Below are 23,471 nucleotides of genomic sequence, written 5' to 3' on the forward strand. Positions count from 1 at the left end.
TTTGTTCAGTCGGGCAGTATCCACATACCCATCCCTGCGCGCCATAACCACTTAGCATGACAATTGCATTACACTTTTATGACATTCATGCCGCTGCGGGACACAAACGATGAAAATCAGGGCAACGGTCATATGCGAACACGAGGGGCATATCCTCTTCGTGCGCAAGGCCAGATCAAAATGGGCGTTGCCGGGTGGCAAGGTCGAACGCGACGAACGCCCGGTGGGCGCCGCCGAACGCGAGCTGGAAGAAGAAACCGGATTGAACGTGGACGGCCTGCTCTATCTGCAGGAACTCAAAGCCCGCGACACGCTGCATCATGTGTTCGAAGCGTCAGTGGTGAACATCGCGGACGCGCGACCCTGTAACGAGATTGTCGACTGCCAGTGGCACGCTTATGGCGCGCTCGACCAGTTGGACACCACCGACGCCACCAAACACATCGTCAAATCCTTTCTACGCCGCCTGTAAATCGACGCTCTGGTCGCTGGCCAACACCCCTCGTATCACCAAGCCATTTGCTCTCTGCCGTTCGACAAAGGATTTGACGAACGCGGCAGCGGCTGCCTGCACCAACGGTACTGTCAGTGTTCAAAAATCCAGCGTCTATTTGTAGCGAAAACGCCGAAACACCCGCGCCAAAAAGCCTCTTTCACGACCTCTCGTCTGCTGCCTCGGCTTACGCTTGACTCCAAGCGACGATCAAAAGAGGCTCTTGGCTATTCGCCATCATCCCCGAGCACTCCCATGAGCATCGATCACCCAAGCCAGCCCGACAGTGACGTATACCGAACGCTGTTGGAGTCGACCAAAGCCATCCCCTGGCGTATCGATTGGCAAACCATGACGTTCAGCTACATCGGCCCGCAGATCGAAACATTGCTGGGCTGGACCCCGCAGAGCTGGGTCAGCGTGGACGACTGGGTCGAGCGCATGCACCCGGATGACCGTGAATACGTGGTGAATTTCTGTGTGTCGCAGTCCCGCGCCGGCGTGGACCACGAGGCGGATTACCGGGCACTGACGGTCAACGGCGACTACGTGTGGATTCGTGACGTGGTGCACGTGGTGCGCAAGGACGGCGAGGTCGAAGCCCTGATCGGCTTCATGTTCGATATCAGCGAACGCAAGAAAACCGAAGAGCACTTGGTACGCCTGCAAAAGCAACTTGAGGAATATTCCTACCAGGACGGCCTGACCGGCATCGCCAACCGACGCATGTTCGACACCGTGCTTGAGCGCGAATGGGCCAGCGCCCAGCGCAGCCAGTTGCCGCTGTCGTTGATCATCCTGGATATCGATTTTTTCAAGCAGTACAACGATCACTACGGCCATATCAAGGGCGACGAATGCTTGCGCCAGGTCGCACGTACCCTGTCGCTGGCAGCCAACCGGCCACGGGATTTCATCGCGCGGATCGGCGGTGAAGAGTTTGTATGGCTACTACCGGAAACCGACGCGGCGTCGGCCAAACAGGTAGCACGACGTTGCCTGCACCTGATCTGCCAGCAGCAGATCGAGCATGGTTTTTCGGCGGTGTCGAACCTGCTGACCATGAGCCTGGGCGTCGGTACACGTATCGTCACACCAGATAGTCCGATGCTGGAATTTGTCGAGGGTGTCGATAAATTGCTCTACCAGGCCAAACGCAATGGACGGATGCGCGCGGAGTTTGCCGAGGGTGAAGTTTGACGCGGAGGTCAAATCGCGGGCAAAAAAAATCCCAAGTAGCTGATGGAAACTTGGGATTTAAAAATGCATAAACCGTGGGAGGTGAACGCCCGGCTATAGTAACGACTGTAAAAACGTGTAACAAGACTATTTCAATCCTTTCGTCGGATTGGAAGTGTTGTAAGTCCTTCAATAACCACATGTTTTTTAGGGTAGTGACGGATACAAGTGCCACTTTTTGGTGCAACTACCGGGTATATTTCCACTTATAAAAAAGGGTTATTAATAAAAATAACGACGCATCCTTAGATGGGTCCACGCGTGATTACACCCTGTTTTTTTCGTAGCGCACGTCGTCACACTCAACCTGCCCTACTTTCGACCAGCCCAGGCGTTGGTAAAAACCATTTGCACGAATGTGGTCACGCCCGTCGGTGATCAGAAACAGTGTGGTGTGGTGTTCAAACAACACGGCTTCGGCAACAGCCATCAGTTTCCGACCGAGGCCGAGACGCTCGTGAGTCGGCAGTACGAACATCGCAAACACTTCGCCTTCGGCCAGGTCGACCATCGCAAAGGCTGCAGGTTGACCGTCTACCTCAGCGATCCATGCACAGGGCGCGTCACGAATGCTCTCGGCCAGAACTTGGGGCGTAATGCCCAGGTCGGCCATCTGCGCAACGCTCAAATGGTTTTGCACCACAGACGTACGGATGGCGAAGAGCGTGGCGACATCGTCCTGCGTCGCTACCCGGATAGTGGTTTGCATACTGGCTCCCTGTCCTTGGATAAAGGCGCAATTGTAGACAAATGAGAAGCCAGGGGTTGGGATGGTTTTGTAAGCCGAGTGCTGGTGGCCGAGGCCTATTTACGCGCCACTTTGTAGCGTACGCAGTCCTGGTAGAAGCTTTGGCGGATCGCCTCCGGCTTGAGGCGTGAACGGCTGTCGTAGGTCTGTTCGGTGATGCCCATGGCCATCATGCGCATCCAGGATTTGTTGAACTTGAGGGTCTGGATCTTCTGCCGAGCGGCGTACAACGACACCCCCGACAGCTTGAGTTCCTGGGCCCTGGCAGCGGTGCCAGCGCCCCAACTGCACATGTACTTGTCACCCTCGCGCAGCTCCCGTGCCTGCACGACAGCCGCGCCCCCTGCCAGGGAGCAGGCGATCAGCATGATTCCAACATTGCGCATTTGCATCCCCGCCTAACCACCTGAAAATAAAAGCGATTCTGGCGAGAATTTTGTTACAAAGGGGCCATTAAATTGCCTTATCGAGTGAACGGGTTGTTGGCGAGCACGCTCGCCTCACAGCGTTCACCCATTACAACGTTGCAGGCAGTCACCACTGATAAGTCGCACTCGCCTGCACCGTGCGCTGCGAGCCATACCAGCACCACGAGTAGGAATAGCACGACGCGACATACTCTTTATTCGCCAGGTTGGTAGCGTTCAGCGCCAGGCGCAGGTTGTCCTTGAGGTTGACGATGTTCTTGATGTCGTAGTGCACCGCCGCATCGAACAAGGTGTAGCCCGGTACTTTCAGGGTGTTAGCCGTATCGCCCCACGAAGAGCCGACATAACGCGCACCGGCGCCGGCACCAAAACCCTTGAGGTTGCCGTCATGGAAGGTGTAGTCCGCCCACGCCGAGGCGGTGTGACGCGGAACCGCGTAAGTGGTGGTGCCCTCTGCGTTGATGGCCGGGCCTACGCCGATGTCGCTGATGGGTGCATAGCGCACGGTATTGTTGGACTTGCTGATGCGGTTATCCAGGTACGCGTACGCCGCAGTGATGTCCAAATTGTCATTGAGGCTGGCCTTGCCTTCCAACTCAAAACCACGGGATTGCACTTCGCCGTCCTGGCTCTGGCAACGACCGGTACCGCACAGGTGCGTCGGGTCCGGATCGGTCGTCAGTACGTTGCTCTGGCGCAGGTCAAATATCGCCGCCGTGATAAAGCTGTTACTGCCCGGCGGCTGGTATTTGATGCCGATTTCATACTGTTTACCTTCGGTCGGCTTGAACACCGAGCCGCCATACCCGGTGCCCGACTGCGGGTTGAAGGATTCCGAATAGCTGGCATACGGCGCCAGGCCATTATCGAAGAGATAGACCAGGCCGACACGACCGGTGAAGGCCTTGCTGTCCAGCGAGGATTGACTCTTGACGCCCGTGCGAAGAGTTTTGGTGCTGCTCTCGGTGCTGGCCCAGTCATAACGACCACCCAGCAGCAACACCCACTTATCCCACTTCATCTGCTCTTGCAGGTAGACGCCGGTCTGTTCGCTATGCGACGTGCCGTCGGTGGTGTACGCCGGTACCGTAACGGCTGCGCCGTAGACCGGGTTGAAAATATCCAGGGTTGGCCCAGCAGTGTAGGTGCCTGAGCCGGACAGGGTGTCGGTGCTGGTGTTCTGATAATCGAGCCCCATCAGCAAGGTGTGCTGCAACGGGCCCGTGTCGAATTTGGCTTGGACCTGGTTGTCGAGGGTATAAGCGTCCATGTCCACATCAGTAGCGATAGTCGAACGGCGGATAGTCCGATAATCCGTCAGCAGGTAGTTGCTGTAGAGGCTACGGTATTGGCCTTCACTGCGCAGGTAACGCGCGTTTTGGCGTACGGTCCACACGTCATCGAAGTGATGTTCGAAGGCGTAGCCGATGGAGTAATACTCGCGGTCGCTCTTCTCAAAGTTCTTTTCACCGTCGTAGAAATCCACATCAATGCTGCGCCCGGTTGGGCTGTGCAATACCGAGCCCCAGGCGGGCACTGATCCGTAGGACGCGCCCTTGGGGTCCTTTTGAAAATGCCCGAGCAGCGTCAGCGACGTGGCATCGTCCGGGCGCCAGGTGAACGCGGTCGACAGCGACTGGCGGCGGGTCTCGGTGTGTTCAACCTGACCATCGGCATCGTCGAAAAGTCCGGCAACACGGTAGGAGTACACGCCCTGATCGTCTATCGGCCCGCTCAAATCGAAGGTGGTGCGTTTCTTGTCGAAGGTGCCGTATTCGACGCCCACTTCATGAAACGGCGTGTCCAGCGGGCGCTTGGTGACCATGTTAATTACCCCGCTCGGTGTGCCTTGACCGTAGAGCACCGACGCCGGACCACGCAGCACTTCAACACGCTCCAGGTCGAAGGCGTCTTTTTGCGGCAAGGCATCACGACTCGATGGCATCCGCAGGCCATCAAGGTAGGTGGCCGGAGCGAACCCGCGGATGGTCAATTGGTCCAGACGCGAGGCGGTAGCGCCACGGGTTTCCGGGACCACGGCGGCGCTGTAGCGCAGGATCTGGTTGAGGCTCTCGGCGTTCTGCGCACGCATCTGGTCTCTGGTCACGATGGAGATCGACTGCGGGGTTTCAATCAGCGCGGTGTCGGTCTTGGTTCCCGACAGGCTGCGCGTGGCCACATAGCCGGACACCGGCCCAGTGGGGCTTTCAGCCTGGTAGGCAGCGCTGATGGTGGTGGGCTGCAACTCCATGGCGCCGCCGTTATCCGGGATGGCTTCCAGGCGGTAGCGGTCGGCGGAAATCTTCAAGGCTTGCAGGCCGTTGCCGGCCAGCAGTTGGTTCAGGGCCACATCGGTGTCGTATTGCCCGCTCAAGCCATTGCTACGCTTGCCCCGAGTCAAGCTTGCATCAAAGGCCAAGACCAGCCCCGCCTGCTCGGCCAGGCTATTGAGGGCCTGGCTCAAGTCACCGGCCGGGATCTGGAAGCTACGCACAGCGCGGCTGCTTTCTTCGGCAAAGGCGGATTGGACATTCAGCAACGGCACTGCGGCAAAAGCCATCGCCACTGACAGAGCCAGTGGATGCAAGGGACGAGCGAGGCGCGACATGGGAAATCCTGCGTAATAGAAGTTCTATTAACCATGACGGCCATGTCCGCAAATCGGGCAGGAATGAGATCGTTTTTTATTTGAGAAAGTTTTCCCCGTGTACTGATGCAATCAGTTGGATCGCGTTTTTGTGTAGTCCTCTGCCGAGACATGGGTGGGCTCCCACGAATTCCTCTGGTTCAAAACTGGTACTTCATCCAGTCATGATCCAGGGATCTGAAAAAGCGATCCGTCCATCACCCCCACGCCACCACCAACAACCCTACCCCCAACGCCAGGCACAAAGGCGAATAAAACCACGTGTCCATACTCGCAAACCGCGACCCACTGACTTTCTTGAAAAACCCGACCAACTCCGAGTCCCCAATCGCCCTGGCAAACATCACCAAGGCAATCGCGCTGATCCCCCACTGCAATGCCCCATGGGACACTGGCGAGAAATAAAGCCCAGCCCGAAGACACACGAGCAGCGCAATCGCCACCAGCCCCATCGCCACCAGAAAAGTGCCCAATGCCGACGGTTTAAACGCCGGGCGTGGCCCGCTGGCGAATTCGCCGGGGAGTTGGGGGATGGCGGCGAGGCTGCCGAGTTTTCCTCCCGCCGCCCAGTACAGGTGGACCATGCTGATGCAGGTAAAAATGCCGACAATCCACCGCGCGATGACAAAGCTCATGGCTGGCTCTCCTTAAAGGTGCGAAACAGGATAGTCGCCCAGAGATTTTTTGCAGGCATTTCGTCGGCAGCTGATGCTAAAGTGCCGCCCCATGAAATTCGCCCGTGCCGACCGCTCGCTCATTGCCTGGATGCTGTATTGCTGCGTCCTGTTCAATGTGTTCGTCTGCAGTATTGGTCATGGGCAGATGGTGGGGATGCAGCTCAATGGCATCGGCGGTCAGTTCTGTACCGTGGACCCGCGTACCCAGGCGCCCCAGCCGTCCAACTCCACCGATGAGAACCTGCCCACGCTGTCCAAGGCGTTTGGTTGTCCGCTGTGCTCCTCCGGCGGGATGGGACCGGCGCTCAGTTCCAGCCTGAATGTGGCGGTGTTGCCGCAACCCCATGCGCCACCGCCGGCCATTGTGCTGGCCGCCGACATCCCTGCTCGCTTCACCTGGCCCGCGGCTAACCCGCGCGCGCCTCCTGCCTTCGCCTGATCCCTTCGCTTTCCGATCTGCACCGGCCACCGTTTTTCCAAGGAGATACGGACGGCTGTGCGTTGCTTTCAAGCCAAGTTTTTCAGGATTCAATCATGAAACATTTACCCCTGTTGGCGGGCCTGTTCGGCTGCCTGCCTGTCTGCGCCTGGGCCATTGAGCTGGCCCCGACCACCATTGATGGAGAATCAACTGCCGAGCCTGGCCTGTCCCTGGATCAGTCCAGCGGCGTGGCTTCGCGCTTGGGATTGAGCGTGCGGGAAACCCCGGCGTCGGTGGCCATAGCCAATCGCAACGATATCGAGCGTCATGGCGCCAAGACCTTCCGCGATGCAGCCAACACCCTGCCCGGCGTCAACGCCAGCGCACCGCCGGGTTTCGGTGGGTTTGTGTCTTATCGTGGATTTACCAGCAGCCAGATCACCCAAATGTTCAATGGGATCAACGTCGCCACCGGCCTGGCGCGTCCCGTGGATGCGTGGATCTATGACCGGGTGGAACTGGTCGGCGGCCCCTCCTCCTTGATCAACGGCGCTGGCTCCGTGGGCGGCTCACTGAACTACGTCACCAAGTTGGCGACCCGTGAGGATCAAGCCGCCGAAGGCCAACTGACCTATGGCAGCTACGACACGGCCGGCATGGCTTTTGGCGTGAACCAAGCGTTGACCGAACCGGGTGCCGAGATGCAGCACTATGCGCGCCTGGATGTCAGCCGCAATACCAATCACAGCTACATCGACCGCGCTCAGCGCGATGCCTGGAGCCTGGCGTTTTCCCTGCTCAGTGACCTCACTCCCGACCTGTCACACACCCTGGCCCTGGAGTATCAGGATGAACACGAAGACAGCCCGTATTGGGGTACACCGGTGCTCAACCCCAAGGCCGGCGAGCTGAAGATCGACACACACAACCGCTTCAACAACTACAACGTGGCAGACGGTCGTTATGAACAGCGCACGCTGTGGGCACGCTCGATCATCGACTACCGGATCAACGACAGCACCACGCTGAAAAACACCCTCTACCACCTCGACAGCCAGCGCGACTACCGCAACCTGGAGACCTACCAGTACACCACCAATAACAGCGCGGTGAACCGGTCCACAGCCTACCAAGTGCGCCATCAAGGCGAACAGAACGGCAACCAGTTCGAGCTGCGCCATGACGACAGCTTGTTCGGCCTGTCGACCACTTGGTCCGGCGGCTTTGAGTACAAGGTCAACAGCACCACCAGCACGCCCTGGAATATGCCGGGTAACAGCACGGTGGATCCAAACGACTTCAATCCCGGGCACTTCTACGACATCCCGCGAACCCAGGAAAAGTTCGGTAAGGACAAGACTAATGAAGTCACCACCAAAGCACTGTTCGTGGAAAACCGACTGGGCCTAACCGATAAACTCTCGCTGCTCAGCGGCCTGCGTTACGACGCCATCGACCTGGATGTGACCAACCACCGCGTTGTCACGGCTACTAACCCACGGCACTTCAAGCGCCGTTGGGAGCCGGTGACAGGCCGCGTGGGCCTGACGTACCAGTTCATCCCCTCAGCCAATGTCTACGTGCAATACAGCACCGCCGCCGAGCAGCCCACTACCACCACTCAGGTGTTCGACGTCTCGACCGGCAAGCAGTGGGAAGTGGGCAGCAAGTTTGACTACTTGGACGGGCGTGGCTCGGCGACCGTGGCCGCATACAGGATTGAGCGCAAGGATTTTGCCGTCACCGACCCACAGGACCCGACCACCAGCATCCCGGTCGGCGCGCAGTCGTCCAAGGGCATCGAGCTGGCGACTTCGCTGCGCATCACACCAAAGCTTCTGGCAGAGGGCAACTTCGCCTGGGTGGATGCGGAGTACGACGAGTTCAACGAGAAAATCGCCAGCGGCGCAGTGGTTTCGCGTAAAGGCAATACGCCGACCAACGTGCCCAAGCGCGTGGGGAATGTGTGGATGACTTATGATTTCGCCGAGGACTGGCAAGGCGGCGTAGATGCGCGGTATGTCGCCGAGGTGTACGCAGATAATGCCAACACGATGACCGTCCCTGCCTACACCCTGTTCGGGACGTTCCTGCGATACAACGTGGATGCGCACACGTCGGTGACTGGGCGGGTGCGCAACTTGACCAATGAGGTGTATGCCGAGTTTGCGCATGTATCGCCGGCTTACTACCTCGGTTCGCCGAGGACCTTTGAAGTGGCGGTGCAAACCAAGTTCTAAACAGCAACGTGTTCACAATGTGGGAGGTGCGGTGCGACGATTCGGCTTGCTCCCTCCCACATTACGGATCATTTCAGGCTGGCTTCAACTTTCCCCGCCACATCCTCCGTCAACCAAGCCTTCCACACTTCAGGGTGTTCTTTCATAAACGCCTGAGCCACGTCACGTGGCGGTGTGTGGTTCTCGCTCATGGTCGCCAAGGCTTTGTTCAGCGGCTGAATCGGAAACTCGACCTTCTCGAAAAACGCCGCAATCTGCGGGTGTTCCTTCTGAAACGGGGTAGACACACCGATGCTCAACTTGGACGCCAAAGACCGCGTAGGCTTCGGATCAGGATTATCCGCATCCGTCAGCGTTTTCCAGGCCTCGGCATCGAACGGTGGTTCTTCCAGCTGGATCAACTTATAGCGCCCCATCAAAGGCGTCGGCGACCAGTAGTAGAACAGCACCGGCTTGCCACGGCGGATCGACGAGGCAATTTCGGCATCCAGTGCCGCCCCCGAACCACTGCGAAAGTTCACATAACTGTCGTCAAGGCCATAGGCCTTGAGCTTCTGCTTGTTGACCACTTCCGAGGTCCAGCCGATGGGGCTGTTAAGGAAGCGTCCTTTGCCTGGGGATTCCGGGTCTTTGAACACGTCCTTGTAACGAGCCAGGTCTTTTACGCTTTTAAGGTCCGGTGCCATAGGCTTGATGCCTTTGGCGGGATCGCCCTTGACCACGTATTCCGGCACCCACCAACCCTCGGTGGCACCTTTGACCGTATCGCCCAGGCCGACAACCTTGCCTTCGGCCTCGGCCTTCACCCACACCGGGCTGCGCCCTGCCCACTCTTCGCCGATGACCTGAATGTCGTTCTTGGCCAGGGCGGTTTCCAGCGTAATAGTGGTACCGGGCAAGGTGTCGGTGGGCAGGTCATAACCCTTCTCGACAATCACCCGCAGTATTTCGGTGATCAGGCTGCCGCTTTCCCAGTTCAGGTCGGCAAAGTGTACCGGCGCCTGCGCGGCCGAGACAGACAGACTCAGGGCCGTAAACGACGCAGCCAACAGCGTTCTCAATCCTTTCATGCCCTTGCACCTCGCGATATCGCAGCAAACAGCGGACGGCTTTGCTGCTATGCGCGAAGCCTCTGAATAGTTAAGTCAACTCAACTGTAGTAGAGGTTCCGGGAGATAGGAGATGTTCGCAGTATTTGTTGGCTATTCGCTGGCCTTGAACGTTACCAGCTCACCCTTGCGCCATTTGGCGGCCTTGCCGGTCACGGCTTTGAGGGTTTTGGTCAGGCCTTCCTGCAGTTGCTCATTGGCCGCAAACACCAGCATCACGCTATGGCCTTCCTTGAAGACGATGCCGTGACCTTCGGCCGTCGACACAAAGGCATAGTCGCCCAGGCCATACACCGTCAACTTGATGTCGCGGAACTTGAGTTCGAACTTGCCACCTTCGCGACTGGGCAATACCGCGGCACGAAAATGGTCACCCACCTTGAGTTCCAAGCGCGGCTTGTCATCTACGACCATCGCCGCTTCCGTGTCTATTTCGGCGATGTAGATGCCTTCCGGCGTCTGCTCAGTGATGTAAACGAAACGGGATTGAAACTGTTTGACCAACTTTGCGCGCAAATCACCCAGCACGAACAACGCGTGCATATCCAGATTACTGACTGCCAAGGAAACGCCCCCACATCGAAAAGAGCGCTGTCCGCCAGAGCGGGCAGCACAAAAAAACGGCCATCTCGGCTCGATCACACAACACAATCATAGAAAAAACTGAAGAAGATCTCGCGGCTGCGCTCCAGGAGACTAGTGCAGACGCACACGATGGGCCTCATGCAAGGTCATCGCGAATCGCAGGAGATCACAGGTTCAATAACCAGAGAATACTGGTCGACCCGCTTCAGAAAATAACACTATTAAAAACGCAGTTTCCGACAGCGTATACAAACAAAAAACGCCTCGGCGTGGAACCAGACGCCAACTGCCGACGACAATACTAAAACAGCAACACAGGTTAAAACCACCTGTAACGCTGCTGCTGGGTCAACAAAGATCGATCGACAGGAGCTGACCATGCAACGACGCCAATACAACGCTATGCCTTCCAGCACTCGTTCATCATGGCAGGACGAACATCCATACTACTGCTTGCACAGTCCCAACGGGTACCCTCAATCAGTTCTTTACCAAGTAGTACCCGCCGGAAGAAACTTCTTTCATATCCGCGAAGTGACCAGCGGCAGGATCAAAGGCTTTCGCAGCGACCACATCGAGGCCTGTGAACTGGCCAAGCGGCTGGAGGCCTCCCTGCTCGGGGGGATCGTTTCGTCACCCGGATGACTTTACTGCGCCGCCACCCCTCAACAACTGCCATACTGGCCTGTCCATTGAAATTGGCCCCGTTCGGGTCAGGTTTCATCAGTGCAGTTGGTTACCTCGAAGGGAAGGCTATACGTGACGGAATTTGATATTGGCGAATTTTTCATCCACGGCGACGCAAGGGAAGTAGACGGTGAGTTTCAAGCAGTGATCGTGATGCGCGCCAAGCCACCGTTGACCACTGTCACCACGCATCAGGTGGAAAAGGACCGTTGGTTCAAGACGCTGGATTCCGCCGCCATCGCTGGAAAAGAATCCGCCCAGGCGCTCAAGACTGCGGTGGATTCAGGCGCGCTGACCTCCTGACAATCCGATCGAACTCTACCGCGCCACAAGCCTCCCATGCATAACCATCTAGAAACCTGCAGGGAGACCGATATGGACGCGCCAATACCTACACTCGAAACGTTATTCGAACAACTGGGCCTGGACTCGTCGCCGCAAGCCATCGACGCCTTCATTGTCGCGCACCCGCTGAGTGACGACGTGAAGTTGATCGACGCACCGTTCTGGACGCCGCAACAGGCTCAGTTTCTGAAGGAAGAACTGCGTGAAGACGCTGACTGGGCCATCACCGTAGATGAGCTCAACCAGCGCCTGCATCAACCGCAGTAACCCACTCGACGCAGGCGGCCTGCGACTCGCAGGCGCTTGCCCTACCTGCAACCGTGCCTAACGCACAGCCTTCGCCGCCTCCGGCTTATAGCCCAGACGCAAGCCACCCCAATGCCGCCCACGGACCATGATAGGTACCGACAAATCGTGCATCAACTCGCCGGTATCGCGGGTGTAGGTCTGCAACAACACCGCTTGTTGATGGCTGCCGCAACGAATCCCGGTGCGGTCGTCGAACTTGCGCTTGGTCCGATTCTGCACCGCGTCGACTTGGGTATCACCGGTCAGCGCCTGGGAAAACGCGTTGTTGTGGGTCGGCACATAGCCTTGGGGCGTGCAGGCAATCGCAAACACTAACCCTTCGTGACGTGGCAGCAGCGCTTCCTGAATCGCCGGCAACACCTGGTCGGTATAACCGTCGAACCGCGTGTGGTACTTGCTCGGGCTGGTTTTGGGGATCAGCGTGTAGCTGCGGTCGAACAGGTCGTCCAGGCTGATGCGGTTTTGCTGCACATCCGCCTCGAACTGCTCGGCAATGCGGCCAGCCCCCTCCCGCGCCAGGTCGTAGACACGCTGGTGATAGTCATCGAGCCCGACCTCGGCGAGGCGCTCGCTGATGGTTTCCGCCTGCCCTTCCATTTGCACAGCGGCGTCGGCCAATTGGCGGGTTTGCTGGTCGCTTATATCCAGGTCGCTGCGCATCTGTTCAACGGCGTGGAACAAACTGTCGAGCTGGGCGCGGTTGGTGTCGGCGCCCTGGGCGATCTCATTGACCTGCCCTTCCACATCCGCCGCCAGGCTGGCGATGCTGTGCAGTTGCTCGCCAGCCTGCTCCACCTGCTCGACACCGGTGTGCAAGTCCGCCGACAACTGGCGAATCTGCTCCACCACCTGAGCCGTGCGCTGCTGGATATCCGCCACCATCAACCCAACTTCATCGGTGGCGGTGGCCGTACGACCGGCCAGGCCACGCACTTCGTCCGCCACCACGGCAAACCCGCGCCCATGCTCGCCCGCCCGCGCCGCTTCAATGGCGGCGTTAAGCGCCAGCAGGTTGGTCTGGCTGGCGATGGACTGGATCACCAGGGTGACGCGCTGGATTTCTTCGCTGCGCTGGCTCAAGGCCTCGATCAACTCGCGGCTGGCATTGGCACGTTGGCTGAGCTGGTGCATGCGGATGATCGACTGGGCCAGAACTTCACGACCTTCAGTGCTGCGCTGATGGGCTTGGCTGGCAGCATCCAAAGCCTCGCGGCTCAGTTGGGAAGTGACTTTTTCGGTGCCGATCATCACTTCGGCACTGCTGACAATCTGCTTGGCGGCGCTCAATTGCGATTGCACGCGCGCAGCCAGCTGCTTGACCGAATAGGCCACTCCGGCGGCGGACAGTGCGTTATGGCTGGTGGTATAGGACAGGTCGCGGGTCAGCTCGCCTATCGCATCGATGGCGGCAGACTGCTCGATCACAGGCTTGGGACTTTTCAGGCGGGGCAACCAGATGACCAGCAAGGCCAGTGGCAGGCAGAGGTACAGCGGCAGGCTGGCATAAGCAAGGCCCAGCAGTACCAGCACCAGAGCAGTGCTCTGCAAGAGCGGCATCAACCAGCCGGGCAACCCGCGCACCACCGCTTGGGGTGGCACTGCTGCGCCCATCAGAGTTCCGTCTCCAGCCATCTTCATTACCCCACTGCTTGTCGTTATTGTGTCTGCATTTAACGCCACTATCGGGCCATTATCCATGGGCCTTTAGTGGGGTGGGCTGCAGCAGATCAATAGACGGGCGTAACGGGGGGTCTTTCTCTGGGGAACCGCGCGGGCGGCCCCCAGCTTCACCGCATCAGGCTTGGCGCTGATGCTTGTCGATCTGCTCGTGGCGCTCTTGCGCTTCGATGCAGTACTTGGTGGTCGGGCTGATCAACAGGCGCTTGAGGCCGATAGGCTCACCGCTGTCATCGCACCAGCCAAAGGAATCTTCCTTGATGCGTTCCAGTGCACGCTCAAGCTGCGGCAGCATGCGCTGGTCGCGGTCGATGGCGTTTACCAGCCAGGTGCGCTCTTCTTCAACGGAAGCGGCGTCGGCCGGGTCAGCTGGAGTGTCCAGGCTTTCAATGGCGATACGGTTCTGTTCAATGCGCTCGTGGTGCTCCACTTTCATGTCTTGCAGCAATTGCTCAAAAAAAGCGTGCTGTTCGGCATTCATGTAGTCATCCGCCGGCATGGCCAGCAACTTTTCCTTTGTCATTGATTTCTCTATAAAAAATACGTGCATTAAGGCGAATAAGGGAGCGTTCCGGCCGACCTCTGCAGGTCTCGGAAGGGCGCCATCCATTCCAAGCGCCACCCGGCACTCAATTTACGAGGGGCGGCAGTCTAAGGCCGACTTGAGGGCGCAGCAACTGAAAAGACAGGCATTTTTACCGATACAACCCCAAAAGGCACCAGGACGGGCTTGGCGAATGGTTATCGGAGTGCGTTTATAGCAAGAAATTCAGTGTTGTGGAGCTATATAGAAGACAAACGGTTGAAACAGACTGTTGATGATTAAATGTGGGAGGTGCGGTGCGACGATTCGACTTGCCCTCAGTCGAATCGTCGCACCGCACCTCCCACAGTTTGTACCGCGTCAGCGTTTGAGTTTGCGTTTGTTGCGGTACTGGTCGATCACCACCGCCACCACGATGATCAAGCCTTTGATGATGTCCTGGATATACGCATCCACCCCCACAAAGGTAAACCCGCTGGCCATCACCCCAAGGATAAGCGCGCCGATCACCGTACCGGTAATACGCCCTACCCCGCCCGCCAGGCTGGTGCCGCCGATGACCGCTGCCGCAATCGCGTCCAGCTCATAAGACATGCCCATGCCCGCCTGCCCCGTGGCGGCGCGTGCCGAAGCCACCACACCTGCCAGGCCTGCCAGGAGGCCGGCGATGCTGTAGACGATGATCAGGTGACGCTTGACGTTGATCCCCGAGGTCCGCGCCGCCTGCATGTTGCCGCCGATGGCGTAGGTGTACTTGCCGTACTTGGTGTAGCGCAGGGCGATATGGAAGATCACCGCCACCACCAGGAAGATGATCACCGGCATCGCGCCATGACCAATAGCCGTGTACGAGTCCGAGAGCATGCTCACCGGCTGGCCTTCCGTGTAATAACGCGCCAGACCACGGGCCGAAACCATCATGCCCAGTGTCGCGATAAACGGCGGGATACCGGTGACGGCAATGATGCTGCCGTTGATCGCCCCTGCCAGCAGCCCCACACCCAGCCCCATCGCTACCGGAATCCACACGGGCAGATCGGTCAGCGACGGGAACACCGCCCGGGAAAAGTCAGAAGTCTGAGCCAAACTGGCGGCAATCATCGCCGACAGCGCCAGCACCGAGCCCGAAGACAGGTCGATCCCCGTGGTGATGATTACCTGCGTCACCCCGATGGCCAGCAGGCCGATGATCGATACTTGCAGAATCATCAGCACCAGCCGCTGGGAGTTCATCAAAAAGCTCTGGTCACGCACGATCCAGCCGAACAACTCAAACACCAGCCCGATGCCGATCAGCACGAGGAAGATACTCAGCTCGGTGGGCAGTCGCCGCCGGTTCTTGACCGGTGCCGTGGCAGGCTTGTTGTCTGTTATCGCGTTCATAGCCAATCACCTTCTTATTCTATGGTGCGGACCAACCGCAAGCCCGCACGGCTGTTCGTCAGTGGACTACGGTCATACCGGAGGCCAACTGCATGACTTTTTCCTGGGTCGCATCCGCACGGTCCAGGGTGCCCATCAGTTCACCCTCGTGCATCACCATCACCCGGTCGCTCATGCCCAGCACTTCAGGCAGCTCCGAGGAAATCATGATCACCGCCATGCCTTCGCTGGCGAGGAAGGAGATCAGGCGATAAATCTCGGCCTTGGCACCGACGTCGATGCCTCGGGTCGGCTCATCCAGGATCAGCAACCGCGGATTGGTCATCAACCACCGGGCGAGCAAGGCTTTCTGCTGATTGCCACCGGATAAGGTGTCGATGCACTGCTCAAGAGACGGGGTTTTCACCCGCAGCTTCTTGCACATGTCTTCGCACAGCGCACGCAGGGCTTTCTGCTGGATAAAACCGTTACCCGAATAGTGCGGCAGTACCGCCATCTCCATGTTTTCCAGCACCGACAGGCACGGGAACAGGCCGCTGAGCTTGCGGTCCTCGGTCAGCAGCGCAAAGCCTTTCTCGATGGCCATGTGCGGGTCGGTAATGCGTACCGGCGCGCCATCCAGGGTGATCTGCCCGCTGCTGCTTGGGGTGATGCCAAAGATGGTTTCCGCCACGTTGGTACGGCCCGAGCCCATCAACCCGGCAATACCGAGGATCTCGCCAGCATGCAGGTCGAAGGAGACGTCCTTGAACACGCCATCCAGGGTCAAGTCGCGCACCGACATCAGCAACTCGCCGATAGGCGTCTCGCGCACCGGAAACAGCTGGCTCAGCTCGCGCCCCACCATCATCGAGATCAAGCTGTCGCTGTTCATGCTGTCGGCACGTTGAAGGCCGATGTAATGGCCGTCGCGGAACACCGCCACCTCATCGGCGATGGCAAACACTTCGTTCATTTTGTGCGTGATGTAGACGATGCCTTTGCCCTGCGACTTGAGGTCGGCAATGATCGAAAACAGGTGGGCCACTTCCTTTTCGGTAATGGCCGAAGTCGGCTCATCCATGATCAGGATGTCGGAGTCGTAGGACACGGCCTTGGCAATCTCGACCATCTGCCGTTCGGCGATGCTCAGGTTACCCACGTGTTCCTCGGGGTCCAGGTTGATGCGCAGGCGCGCCAGCAACTCGGCGGTGCAGCGGTGCATTTCGCGGTGGTTGACCATGTGCAGGCTGTTGAGCTGCTCGCGGCCGATCCAGATGTTTTCGGCGATGCTCATATGGGGCATCAGGTTGAGTTCCTGGTGGATCATCGCGATCCCGGCTTTCTGGGCCGCCAGGGGTGTTTCAAAGACGATGGGCTTGCCGCGCAGACGGATTTCGCCAGCATCCGGCTGATAGATACCGGCGATGATTTTCATCAAGGTCGATTTACCCGCACCGTTCTCGCCCATCAGCGCCAGCACCGTGCCGGGGCGCACACGCAGTTGTACGTCGGCCAAGGCGACGACGCCGGGAAAGCCTTTGCTGATGTTGACGATTTCCAGCAGGTAGGGTTCTTCCTGCGCCAGCGGCTGGATACCGGGAGGCTGCGAGACAACGGCTTGAGCGAGCATAGGGAGGTACTCCATCAGCAGGGCGGGCACGACCGCCCTGCCGGTTCATTGTTGTTATGTCTGGGCTACTTGAACTTGGCGACGTTTTCCGGAGTGATCAGTTGGAACGGGATGATCACGTTCTGCTCGACCGGCTCGTTCTTGGCCATCTTGCGCGCTGCTTCCACCGAGCCCACCGCCTGGCCCTTGGCGTCCTGGAACGCGGAGGCAGCCATGTCACCCTTGGTAATCGCATTCAAGCCGTCCGGCGTACCGTCGACCCCGGCGATCAGCACACTGCCTTTTTCCTTGCCAGCCGATTTCAAGGCCATGGATGCGCCGATCGCCATCTCATCGTTGTTGGCCAACACCGCATTGAACTCGCGGCCTTGGGTCAGCCAGTCGTTGACCAGGGTCATGCCTTTGTCCCGCAGCCAGATACCGGTCTGTTCCTGTTCGATCTTGATGTCCGGGTACTTGGCCAACACTTCCTTCACGCCCTTGGTGCGATTGGTGGTGGAGTTGTTCGCCAGGTCGCCCAGCAGGATCACGATCTTGCCCTTGCCGCCGAGTTTTTCAGCGATGTACTGCATTTGCAGCTTGCCGGCCTCGACGTCATCGGAGGTCACGGCCACTACGTCCTTGGGCAGGTCTTTCTGGTCCGGACGGCGGTTGACGAACACCAGCGGGATACCCGCCTTGGTCGCGGCGTTGATGATGTTCTTGGTGGAAGCCGTGTCGACCGGGTTGACGATGATGGCGTCGACTTTCTGACTGATAAAGTTCTCGACCTGGCTCAGTTGCTTGACCACATCGGCGCGGGCGTCTTCGAACTGCAGCTGCACGCCGTCTCCCTTTGGATAGGACTTGGCTTGCTTGTCCATGTCTTCGCGCAGGTAAGTGAGGAAGGTGTCATCGAACGCGGACATGCTCACGCCGACCTTGATGTCGGCGGCGCTGGCAAAACCGCTGGCCAGCAGCATCGATAAAGCCAGCGCGGTAAAACGGATCGGGGTCTTCATGAACGGTCTGTCTCCACTTTCTTGTTGGTTTTTTGGACGTTGCGTTTATCAGAGCTCGGCGGGCAGTCGAACGACCGGGGCGCCAGGAATGCAGCAGACCAGCGCGCCTTGGTTTTCGACGCACAGCACATTAAGGAAAGAGAAGTAGAACGGCCGGGCGCGGGGCAGACCGCGGGGCGTGTGGGCAGGGCGTAAAACTCGCAGTACAGCGTTGAAGATTTTCATCTGACGGTACCTGGTTGTTTTTGATCTTGTTTTTGTTGAGTCGCCGGGGTCGAGCCCAAGACGTACTTTATGCAACCTGGAAAAGACTTTATTGGAAAATAATTTCCATATCAACCTGTTTTAGAATTTTATTCTATTTTTGTTGAAACCACCTGCTGACGCTCGGCGCTCAGGCGTGCGGCGTCCAATATACGGGTGGTTTCCAGCGCGTCATAGGCATCTACCGGCAAGGGTCCCTGCCCTTGCACGGCCGCTTGCAGTTGCCGGTAAAACTGCGTCCAGCAGCCCTTTTCTGAAGGCACCCGTTCACGCTCATCACCTTGCTCAAACCAGCCCCAGCGGCGGTGCTCCTCGGCGCCCCAGTGCTCGCCTTCGGTTTTCGGCGATTTGCCCGCCATCAGCGCTTCTTCCTGGCCATCCAGCCCGTCCACCGTGTAACAACCCAAGGTGCCACTCACCCGAAAGCGCGGGGCCTGGCTGTTTTGCAGGGCGTTGCCCCACAGATGGGAAATAACCCCGTTGGCATGGGTCAGGGAGACGAAGAAACCGTGGTCGACGCTGGGGTGTTCGGCGGTGTAGTGCAATTGTGCGAACACCCGGTCCACCGGGCCAAACAATTGCAGCGCCTGGTCCACCAGATGACTGCCCAGATCACGCAGCCACCCCCCGCCACTGGCATTGCCCACCGCTTGAGGGCTGAAGCGTTCCACGCGGGATTCGAAACGAGTGATGGTGCCCAGTGCACCGGCGTCGATGAGCTTGCGAAGGGTCAGGTAATCCGAGTCCCAGCGCCGGTTCTGATAGACGCTGAGCAACACTTCATGGCGTTCGGCAGCGGTGATCAACGCCTGGGCCTGTTCAGCGTTGGCAGCAAAGGGTTTGTCGCTGACCACCGCCACACCGTGTTCGATGGCTTCCAGCACCAGCGCCGGGCGGCCCTTGAGGGTGGTGGAAATGACCAGCGCATCGACACCGGCTTCGACGATCTGGCCAATGCTGTCAAAGGCCTTCACACCTGGAAGATCAGTACTTAATTGCTGGCGCCGCTCTGGTGAGCGCGTCACCACGCCGACAAACGTCGCACCCGGCAAAGTCGCAATCAGCGGCGCATGAAAAAAGCGCCCTCCGTGGCCGTAGCCGACTAGTCCGATTCGCATGATCAACTCCTGAGTTGAATTGGAAACCCAATCAACTGTGGGAGGGGGCTTGCCCCCGATAGCGGTGGATCAGAAACAAATTTATTGCTGACCCACCGCTATCGGGGGCAAGCCCCCTCCCACATTGACCGAGTGTTAGCCGTAGAAGTGCGGACGATCCGGCAAGCTCACCTTCACAATCTGCTCACTGCCCTGCGCCTCAATACACGCATCCGCTGCCACCGCCGCCGCAAACCCATCCCACGCCGACGGCCCACCGACCTGCCCAGCGCGCACGCTATCAATGAAGGCCTGCAACTCCACGTCATAGGCACCGATAAAACGGTCCTTCCAGTCCATCAAAATTGCGTTCGACAGTTTGGCACCGCTGCGCAATTGCACTTGTGAAGGCTCCGGCAATTTGGCGATGCCGGTCTCCCCTACCACTTCGCACTGGATGTCGTAGCCGTACTGGCAGTTCACAAACACTTCCACATCGATACGGGTGCCCTTGGCGGTTTCCAGCAGCACGATCTGCGGGTCACGCAGGTGGGCCAAGGCCTTGCTGGTCTTGCGCGGGAACACCACTTGCACTGATACGTAGTCGTCGTTGAGCAACCAGCGCAGCACGTCCAACTCGTGGATCAGGGTGTCGGTGATCGCCATATCAGTCTTGTAGTTCTCACCCACCGTCGGGTTGCGGTGCGCGCAATGCAGCATCAACGGCTCGCCGATCTGGCCGCTGTCGATCACGGCCTTGAGGGCGCGATAGCCTTCGTCATACGGGCGCATGAAGCCCACTTGCACCAGGCGCTTGCCGTGGGCCACTTCGGCCTCGACGATCTTGCGGCAGCCTTCGGCAGTCACCGCCAGGGGCTTTTCACAGAACACCGGCTTGCCGGCGGCGATGGCCGCGAGCACGAATTCTTCATGGCTCGGGCCCCACGAGGTCACCAGCACCGCTTCCACCTGCGGCGAGTTGATCAGCGCGTGACCGTCCGGATACACCTCGGCGTCCAGCTTCAACTCCGCAACCACCTTGGCGGCCTGCTCAAGGTTGATATCGGTCACCGCCACCACCTGGCTGTTGAGCAAGGTCTGGCTGCAACGACGAATATGGTCGCGGCCAATGGCGCCGGTACCGATCACTCCAAGCTTCAAAGACATACAAACACTCCTCTTGTTATTAGTACTGCCGGGCCTTCGCCAGGTGTTCATTGAGTTTTTTCGCCGCTGCGTTGGTGCGCTCACTGGTGGAAACCTGCGCCACGCCTACCCGCCACCACGACAGGTAGCCGTGGATCATGGTCTTGGGCAGCACTTTGATGTCGATCAGGGTCGAGACGGTTTGCGTGCGCGCATCGGCCAGGGCCGCTTCAAGCTGCTCCACGGTGCTGACCTTGTAGGTCTTGCAGCCGTAGGCCGCCGCACTCATGGCGAAATCCACCGGCACCAGCGCGCCGTCGAGCTTGCCGCTCTCGGGGTCGCGGTAGCGGAATTCAGTACCGAAGCTGTCCATGCCATTGCCGATCTGCAGGTTGTTGATGCAGCCGAAGGCCATGTTGTCCAGCAGCACTACGTTGATCTTGCGTCGCTCCTGGATGGAGGTGGCCAGCTCCGAGTGCAGCATCATGTAGGAGCCATCGCCGACCAGCGCGTAGACCTCTTTGGTCGGCTCGGCCAGCTTCACGCCCAGGGCAGCATTGATCTCGTAGCCCATGCACGAGTAGCCGTATTCGACGTGGTAGGTGTTGACGCCCTTGCTGCGCCAGGCGCGCTGCAAGTCGCCAGGCAAGCTGCCGGCGGCGGCCACGATGATCGCGTCATCGGCCAGGGATTGATTGAGCACGCCGAGTACGCGACTTTGGGTCAGGCACGAGCCGGTCAGCTCGATAAATTCGCGCAGTACAGCGCGGTCCAGGTGGTCGTCGACCTCAGGCACAAAGTCATCACCCTGGTATTCCACCTGGTGCACACGGTCCACTTCGGCGTCCAACTGCGCCTTGGCCTCACTGATCTGCGAGCCCCATCCGGAGCGATAATCGCCGAGGGCATCGGCCAGCGCTTGCAGGGCCAATTTGGCATCGGCCAACACCTGCACGCCGTCCAGCTTCAAGGCGTCGGCGGGGCTGATATTCAAGTTGAGAAACTTCACCTCGCCATGTTTGAACAGTGACTTGGATGAGGTGGTGAAGTCGGTATAGCGGGTACCGATACCGATGATCAAGTCGGCCTCTGGCGCCAGCAGGTTGGCGGCCAGGCAGCCGGTTTCACCGATACCGCCCACGTTCAGCGGATGGCTTGAGACCACCGCACTTTTGCCCGCTTGGGTTTCAGCGAACGGAATATCAAAACGCTCGGCAAACGCCTGCAACGCAGCATTCGCGCCGGAGTACTTCACGCCGCCGCCACAGATAATCAGCGGCTTGCGCTTGCCTCGGAAAGCCGCCAACGCATCGCCAATCATCGCGGCGGTGGCCGGACGGCGGTCGATACGGTGCACGCGTTTTTGCAAGAAATAATCAGGGTAGTCCCAGGCTTCGGCCTGCACATCCTGAGGCAGCGCCAGGGTTACCGCGCCGGTTTCAGCAGGGTCAGTGAGCACGCGCATGGCGTGAATTGCGGCGGTCATCAGTTGCTCAGGACGGTTGATACGGTCCCAGTATTTGCTCACCGAGCGGAACGCGTCGTTGGTGCTGATGCTCAGGTCGTGGAACTGCTCGATCTGTTGCAGCACCGGGTCCGGTTGACGGCTGGCGTACACGTCACCGGGCAACAGCAGCAACGGGATACGGTTGGCGGTGGCGGTCGCCGCAGCGGTCAGCATATTCGCCGCGCCAGGGCCGACAGAGGCGGTGCACGCGTAGATCTTGCGGCGCAGGTGCTGCTTGGCAAAACCGATGGCGGCGTGGGCCATGCCCTGCTCGTTGCGGCCCTGGTGCACCACCAGATCGCCGCTGTCCTGCTCCAGCGCCTGGCCCAGGCCCAACACATTGCCGTGGCCGAAAATGGTAAACACGCCGGCGACAAACTTGCTCTGCACGCCATCGACTTCGATGTATTGGTTATCCAGGAACTTCACCAGGGCCTGGGCCATGGTCAGTCGTGTTGTGGTCATGTCGCGCCCCTTAACGATTTTGCAGGTGGGCGATGCTTGCCCCCAACGCCTGCTGTATATCCGCCAACTCATGCACGCTTGTGGCAAATGGCTCGAACGACAGGTAGCCGCTGTAACCGGTGCTGAGCAACGTGTCGATCTGTGCGGCATTACCGAGGATGTCGCCCTCGCCCACCAGCACACGATGGCCGTCGCGGATCGAGTTGAGCGGCGCCTCGGCATCTTCCACGCCGGAGATATGCACCAGGCCGGTCAACTCCGGGAAGAACTCATGTTCATTGGCCAAGTGGTGGTGGAAGGTGTCGTGCACCACGCGGAACACATCCAGGCCGCCAATGGACTTGATTGCGTCCACCGCCACACGCTTGCGGCGCAGGGCGAGACTCTTCGAAGCCCAGGGGTTCGACGAAACCGAGAATCCCGTACTCGCGCAGGATCGGCGCCAGCTCGCTCAATGCAGTGCGCAAACCGGCGGCGCGCTGGGCATCGTTGCGCGTGTCGCCCGGTTCATTGAGCGGGCACATCACCAGGCCTTGGGCGCCGCATTCACGGGCGTAGGTAGCGAGTTTGATCGCCTGGGCGCGGCGCTCGTCGTTCCACACATCAAAGGGGTACAGCGCGTTGATCGACAGCACCGTAATGCCCTGCACCGCGCATAACTCACGCACGCGACTGGCCGGGGTGCCGTATTCGATTTCACGGTCTTTGAGGTCATTGCGAATTTCGATGGCATCGCACTGAAGCGCGGCCGCCAATTGGATGAAATCCGGCAGGGACAGGTTGGGCGCGACCATGCGGTTCAGGGCAAAGCGTAGAGGCGACTTCATTGTTGTTCTCCGTCTAGAAC

The 23,471-nt window shown here is 59.0% G+C and carries 21 protein-coding genes and 1 pseudogene; 7 read left to right on the top strand and 15 right to left on the bottom strand.

The annotated features are described in order from the left end of the window. Window positions 1-109 precede the first annotated feature (109 nt). Entirely contained in the window at window positions 110-472 is a 363-nt protein-coding gene (locus AB4N82_RS28000; RefSeq protein WP_032885802.1) for an NUDIX hydrolase, read from the top strand. A gap of 276 nt (window positions 473-748) precedes the next feature. Next, a complete protein-coding gene (locus AB4N82_RS28005) occupies window positions 749-1,693 on the top strand; it encodes a sensor domain-containing diguanylate cyclase (RefSeq protein ID WP_095185941.1) in 945 nt (314 codons plus the stop codon). A gap of 304 nt (window positions 1,694-1,997) precedes the next feature. Here the strand turns inward: AB4N82_RS28005 and AB4N82_RS28010 are convergent, their stop codons facing one another. The 4 genes from AB4N82_RS28010 to AB4N82_RS28025 all read right to left on the bottom strand — a co-directional run bounded on the left by AB4N82_RS28010 (window position 1,998) and on the right by AB4N82_RS28025 (window position 6,190). After that, window positions 1,998-2,441, bottom strand: coding sequence for a GNAT family N-acetyltransferase (locus AB4N82_RS28010; RefSeq protein WP_032885800.1), 444 nt, complete (start codon window positions 2,439-2,441; stop codon window positions 1,998-2,000). Between the two features lie 95 nt (window positions 2,442-2,536). Next, the gene (locus AB4N82_RS28015; protein ID WP_032885840.1) at window positions 2,537-2,866 is read right to left on the bottom strand and encodes a hypothetical protein; all 330 of its coding nucleotides are present in this window, start codon (window positions 2,864-2,866) and stop codon (window positions 2,537-2,539) included. A 148-nt stretch (window positions 2,867-3,014) separates the two neighbouring features. Then, window positions 3,015-5,516, bottom strand: a complete 2,502-nt coding sequence (locus AB4N82_RS28020; protein WP_460103992.1) for a TonB-dependent siderophore receptor — start codon at window positions 5,514-5,516, stop codon at window positions 3,015-3,017. Between the two features lie 236 nt (window positions 5,517-5,752). Next, window positions 5,753-6,190: a DUF3995 domain-containing protein gene (locus AB4N82_RS28025; RefSeq protein ID WP_032885797.1), complete on the bottom strand. Its 438-nt coding sequence runs from the start codon at window positions 6,188-6,190 to the stop codon at window positions 5,753-5,755. A gap of 91 nt (window positions 6,191-6,281) precedes the next feature. On the opposite strand from AB4N82_RS28025, the gene AB4N82_RS28030 reads away from it, so the two are divergent. Next, entirely contained in the window at window positions 6,282-6,671 is a 390-nt protein-coding gene (locus AB4N82_RS28030; protein WP_095185943.1) for a DUF2946 domain-containing protein, read from the top strand. Between the two features lie 95 nt (window positions 6,672-6,766). Beyond that, window positions 6,767-8,893 carry a TonB-dependent receptor gene (locus AB4N82_RS28035; protein ID WP_122764320.1) on the top strand — a complete coding sequence of 709 codons (2,127 nt, stop codon included), beginning with the start codon at window positions 6,767-6,769 and terminating at the stop codon, window positions 8,891-8,893. Between the two features lie 68 nt (window positions 8,894-8,961). Here the strand turns inward: AB4N82_RS28035 and AB4N82_RS28040 are convergent, their stop codons facing one another. Both AB4N82_RS28040 and AB4N82_RS28045 read right to left on the bottom strand, forming a co-directional pair. Further along, entirely contained in the window at window positions 8,962-9,963 is a 1,002-nt protein-coding gene (locus AB4N82_RS28040; RefSeq protein ID WP_122764321.1) for an ABC transporter substrate-binding protein, read from the bottom strand. Window positions 9,964-10,095: 132 nt separating this feature from the next. After that, window positions 10,096-10,545, bottom strand: coding sequence for a hypothetical protein (locus AB4N82_RS28045; protein WP_032885792.1), 450 nt, complete (start codon window positions 10,543-10,545; stop codon window positions 10,096-10,098). A gap of 420 nt (window positions 10,546-10,965) precedes the next feature. Between AB4N82_RS28045 and AB4N82_RS28050 the strand changes: the two genes are divergently transcribed. From AB4N82_RS28050 to AB4N82_RS28060, 3 genes are all read left to right on the top strand, one after another. Beyond that, entirely contained in the window at window positions 10,966-11,232 is a 267-nt protein-coding gene (locus AB4N82_RS28050; protein WP_163033237.1) for a hypothetical protein, read from the top strand. 114 nt (window positions 11,233-11,346) lie between these two features. Continuing rightward, complete coding sequence (locus tag AB4N82_RS28055; protein WP_032885791.1) at window positions 11,347-11,577, top strand: hypothetical protein; 231 nt, start codon at window positions 11,347-11,349, stop codon at window positions 11,575-11,577. A gap of 72 nt (window positions 11,578-11,649) precedes the next feature. Next, on the top strand, window positions 11,650-11,886 hold the full coding sequence (locus AB4N82_RS28060) for a DUF2789 domain-containing protein (RefSeq protein WP_460103996.1): 237 nt from the start codon (window positions 11,650-11,652) through the stop codon (window positions 11,884-11,886). Window positions 11,887-11,943: 57 nt separating this feature from the next. Here the strand turns inward: AB4N82_RS28060 and AB4N82_RS28065 are convergent, their stop codons facing one another. The 9 genes and pseudogenes from AB4N82_RS28065 to AB4N82_RS28105 all read right to left on the bottom strand — a co-directional run bounded on the left by AB4N82_RS28065 (window position 11,944) and on the right by AB4N82_RS28105 (window position 23,451). Next, a complete protein-coding gene (locus AB4N82_RS28065; RefSeq protein ID WP_460103997.1) occupies window positions 11,944-13,626 on the bottom strand; it encodes a methyl-accepting chemotaxis protein in 1,683 nt (560 codons plus the stop codon). Window positions 13,627-13,723: 97 nt separating this feature from the next. After that, complete coding sequence (locus AB4N82_RS28070) at window positions 13,724-14,128, bottom strand: TraR/DksA family transcriptional regulator (protein ID WP_010564800.1); 405 nt, start codon at window positions 14,126-14,128, stop codon at window positions 13,724-13,726. A 381-nt stretch (window positions 14,129-14,509) separates the two neighbouring features. Then, window positions 14,510-15,532, bottom strand: coding sequence for an ABC transporter permease (locus tag AB4N82_RS28075; RefSeq protein ID WP_032885788.1), 1,023 nt, complete (start codon window positions 15,530-15,532; stop codon window positions 14,510-14,512). Between the two features lie 58 nt (window positions 15,533-15,590). After that, window positions 15,591-17,144: a sugar ABC transporter ATP-binding protein gene (locus AB4N82_RS28080; RefSeq protein WP_032885787.1), complete on the bottom strand. Its 1,554-nt coding sequence runs from the start codon at window positions 17,142-17,144 to the stop codon at window positions 15,591-15,593. Window positions 17,145-17,209: 65 nt separating this feature from the next. Continuing rightward, window positions 17,210-18,145, bottom strand: coding sequence for a sugar ABC transporter substrate-binding protein (locus AB4N82_RS28085; protein ID WP_122764322.1), 936 nt, complete (start codon window positions 18,143-18,145; stop codon window positions 17,210-17,212). 353 nt (window positions 18,146-18,498) lie between these two features. Then, the gene (locus AB4N82_RS28090) at window positions 18,499-19,527 is read right to left on the bottom strand and encodes a Gfo/Idh/MocA family protein (protein WP_032885785.1); all 1,029 of its coding nucleotides are present in this window, start codon (window positions 19,525-19,527) and stop codon (window positions 18,499-18,501) included. 135 nt (window positions 19,528-19,662) lie between these two features. Then, entirely contained in the window at window positions 19,663-20,673 is a 1,011-nt protein-coding gene (locus AB4N82_RS28095; protein ID WP_032885784.1) for a bifunctional inositol 2-dehydrogenase/D-chiro-inositol 1-dehydrogenase, read from the bottom strand. A gap of 19 nt (window positions 20,674-20,692) precedes the next feature. Next, a complete protein-coding gene (gene iolD, locus AB4N82_RS28100; protein ID WP_122764323.1) occupies window positions 20,693-22,624 on the bottom strand; it encodes a 3D-(3,5/4)-trihydroxycyclohexane-1,2-dione acylhydrolase (decyclizing) in 1,932 nt (643 codons plus the stop codon). 10 nt (window positions 22,625-22,634) lie between these two features. Continuing rightward, a pseudogene (locus AB4N82_RS28105) lies at window positions 22,635-23,451 on the bottom strand (TIM barrel protein). Between the last annotated feature and the right edge of the window lie 20 nt (window positions 23,452-23,471).

It is taken from the genome of Pseudomonas sp. H1_D04, from assembly GCF_054683855.1.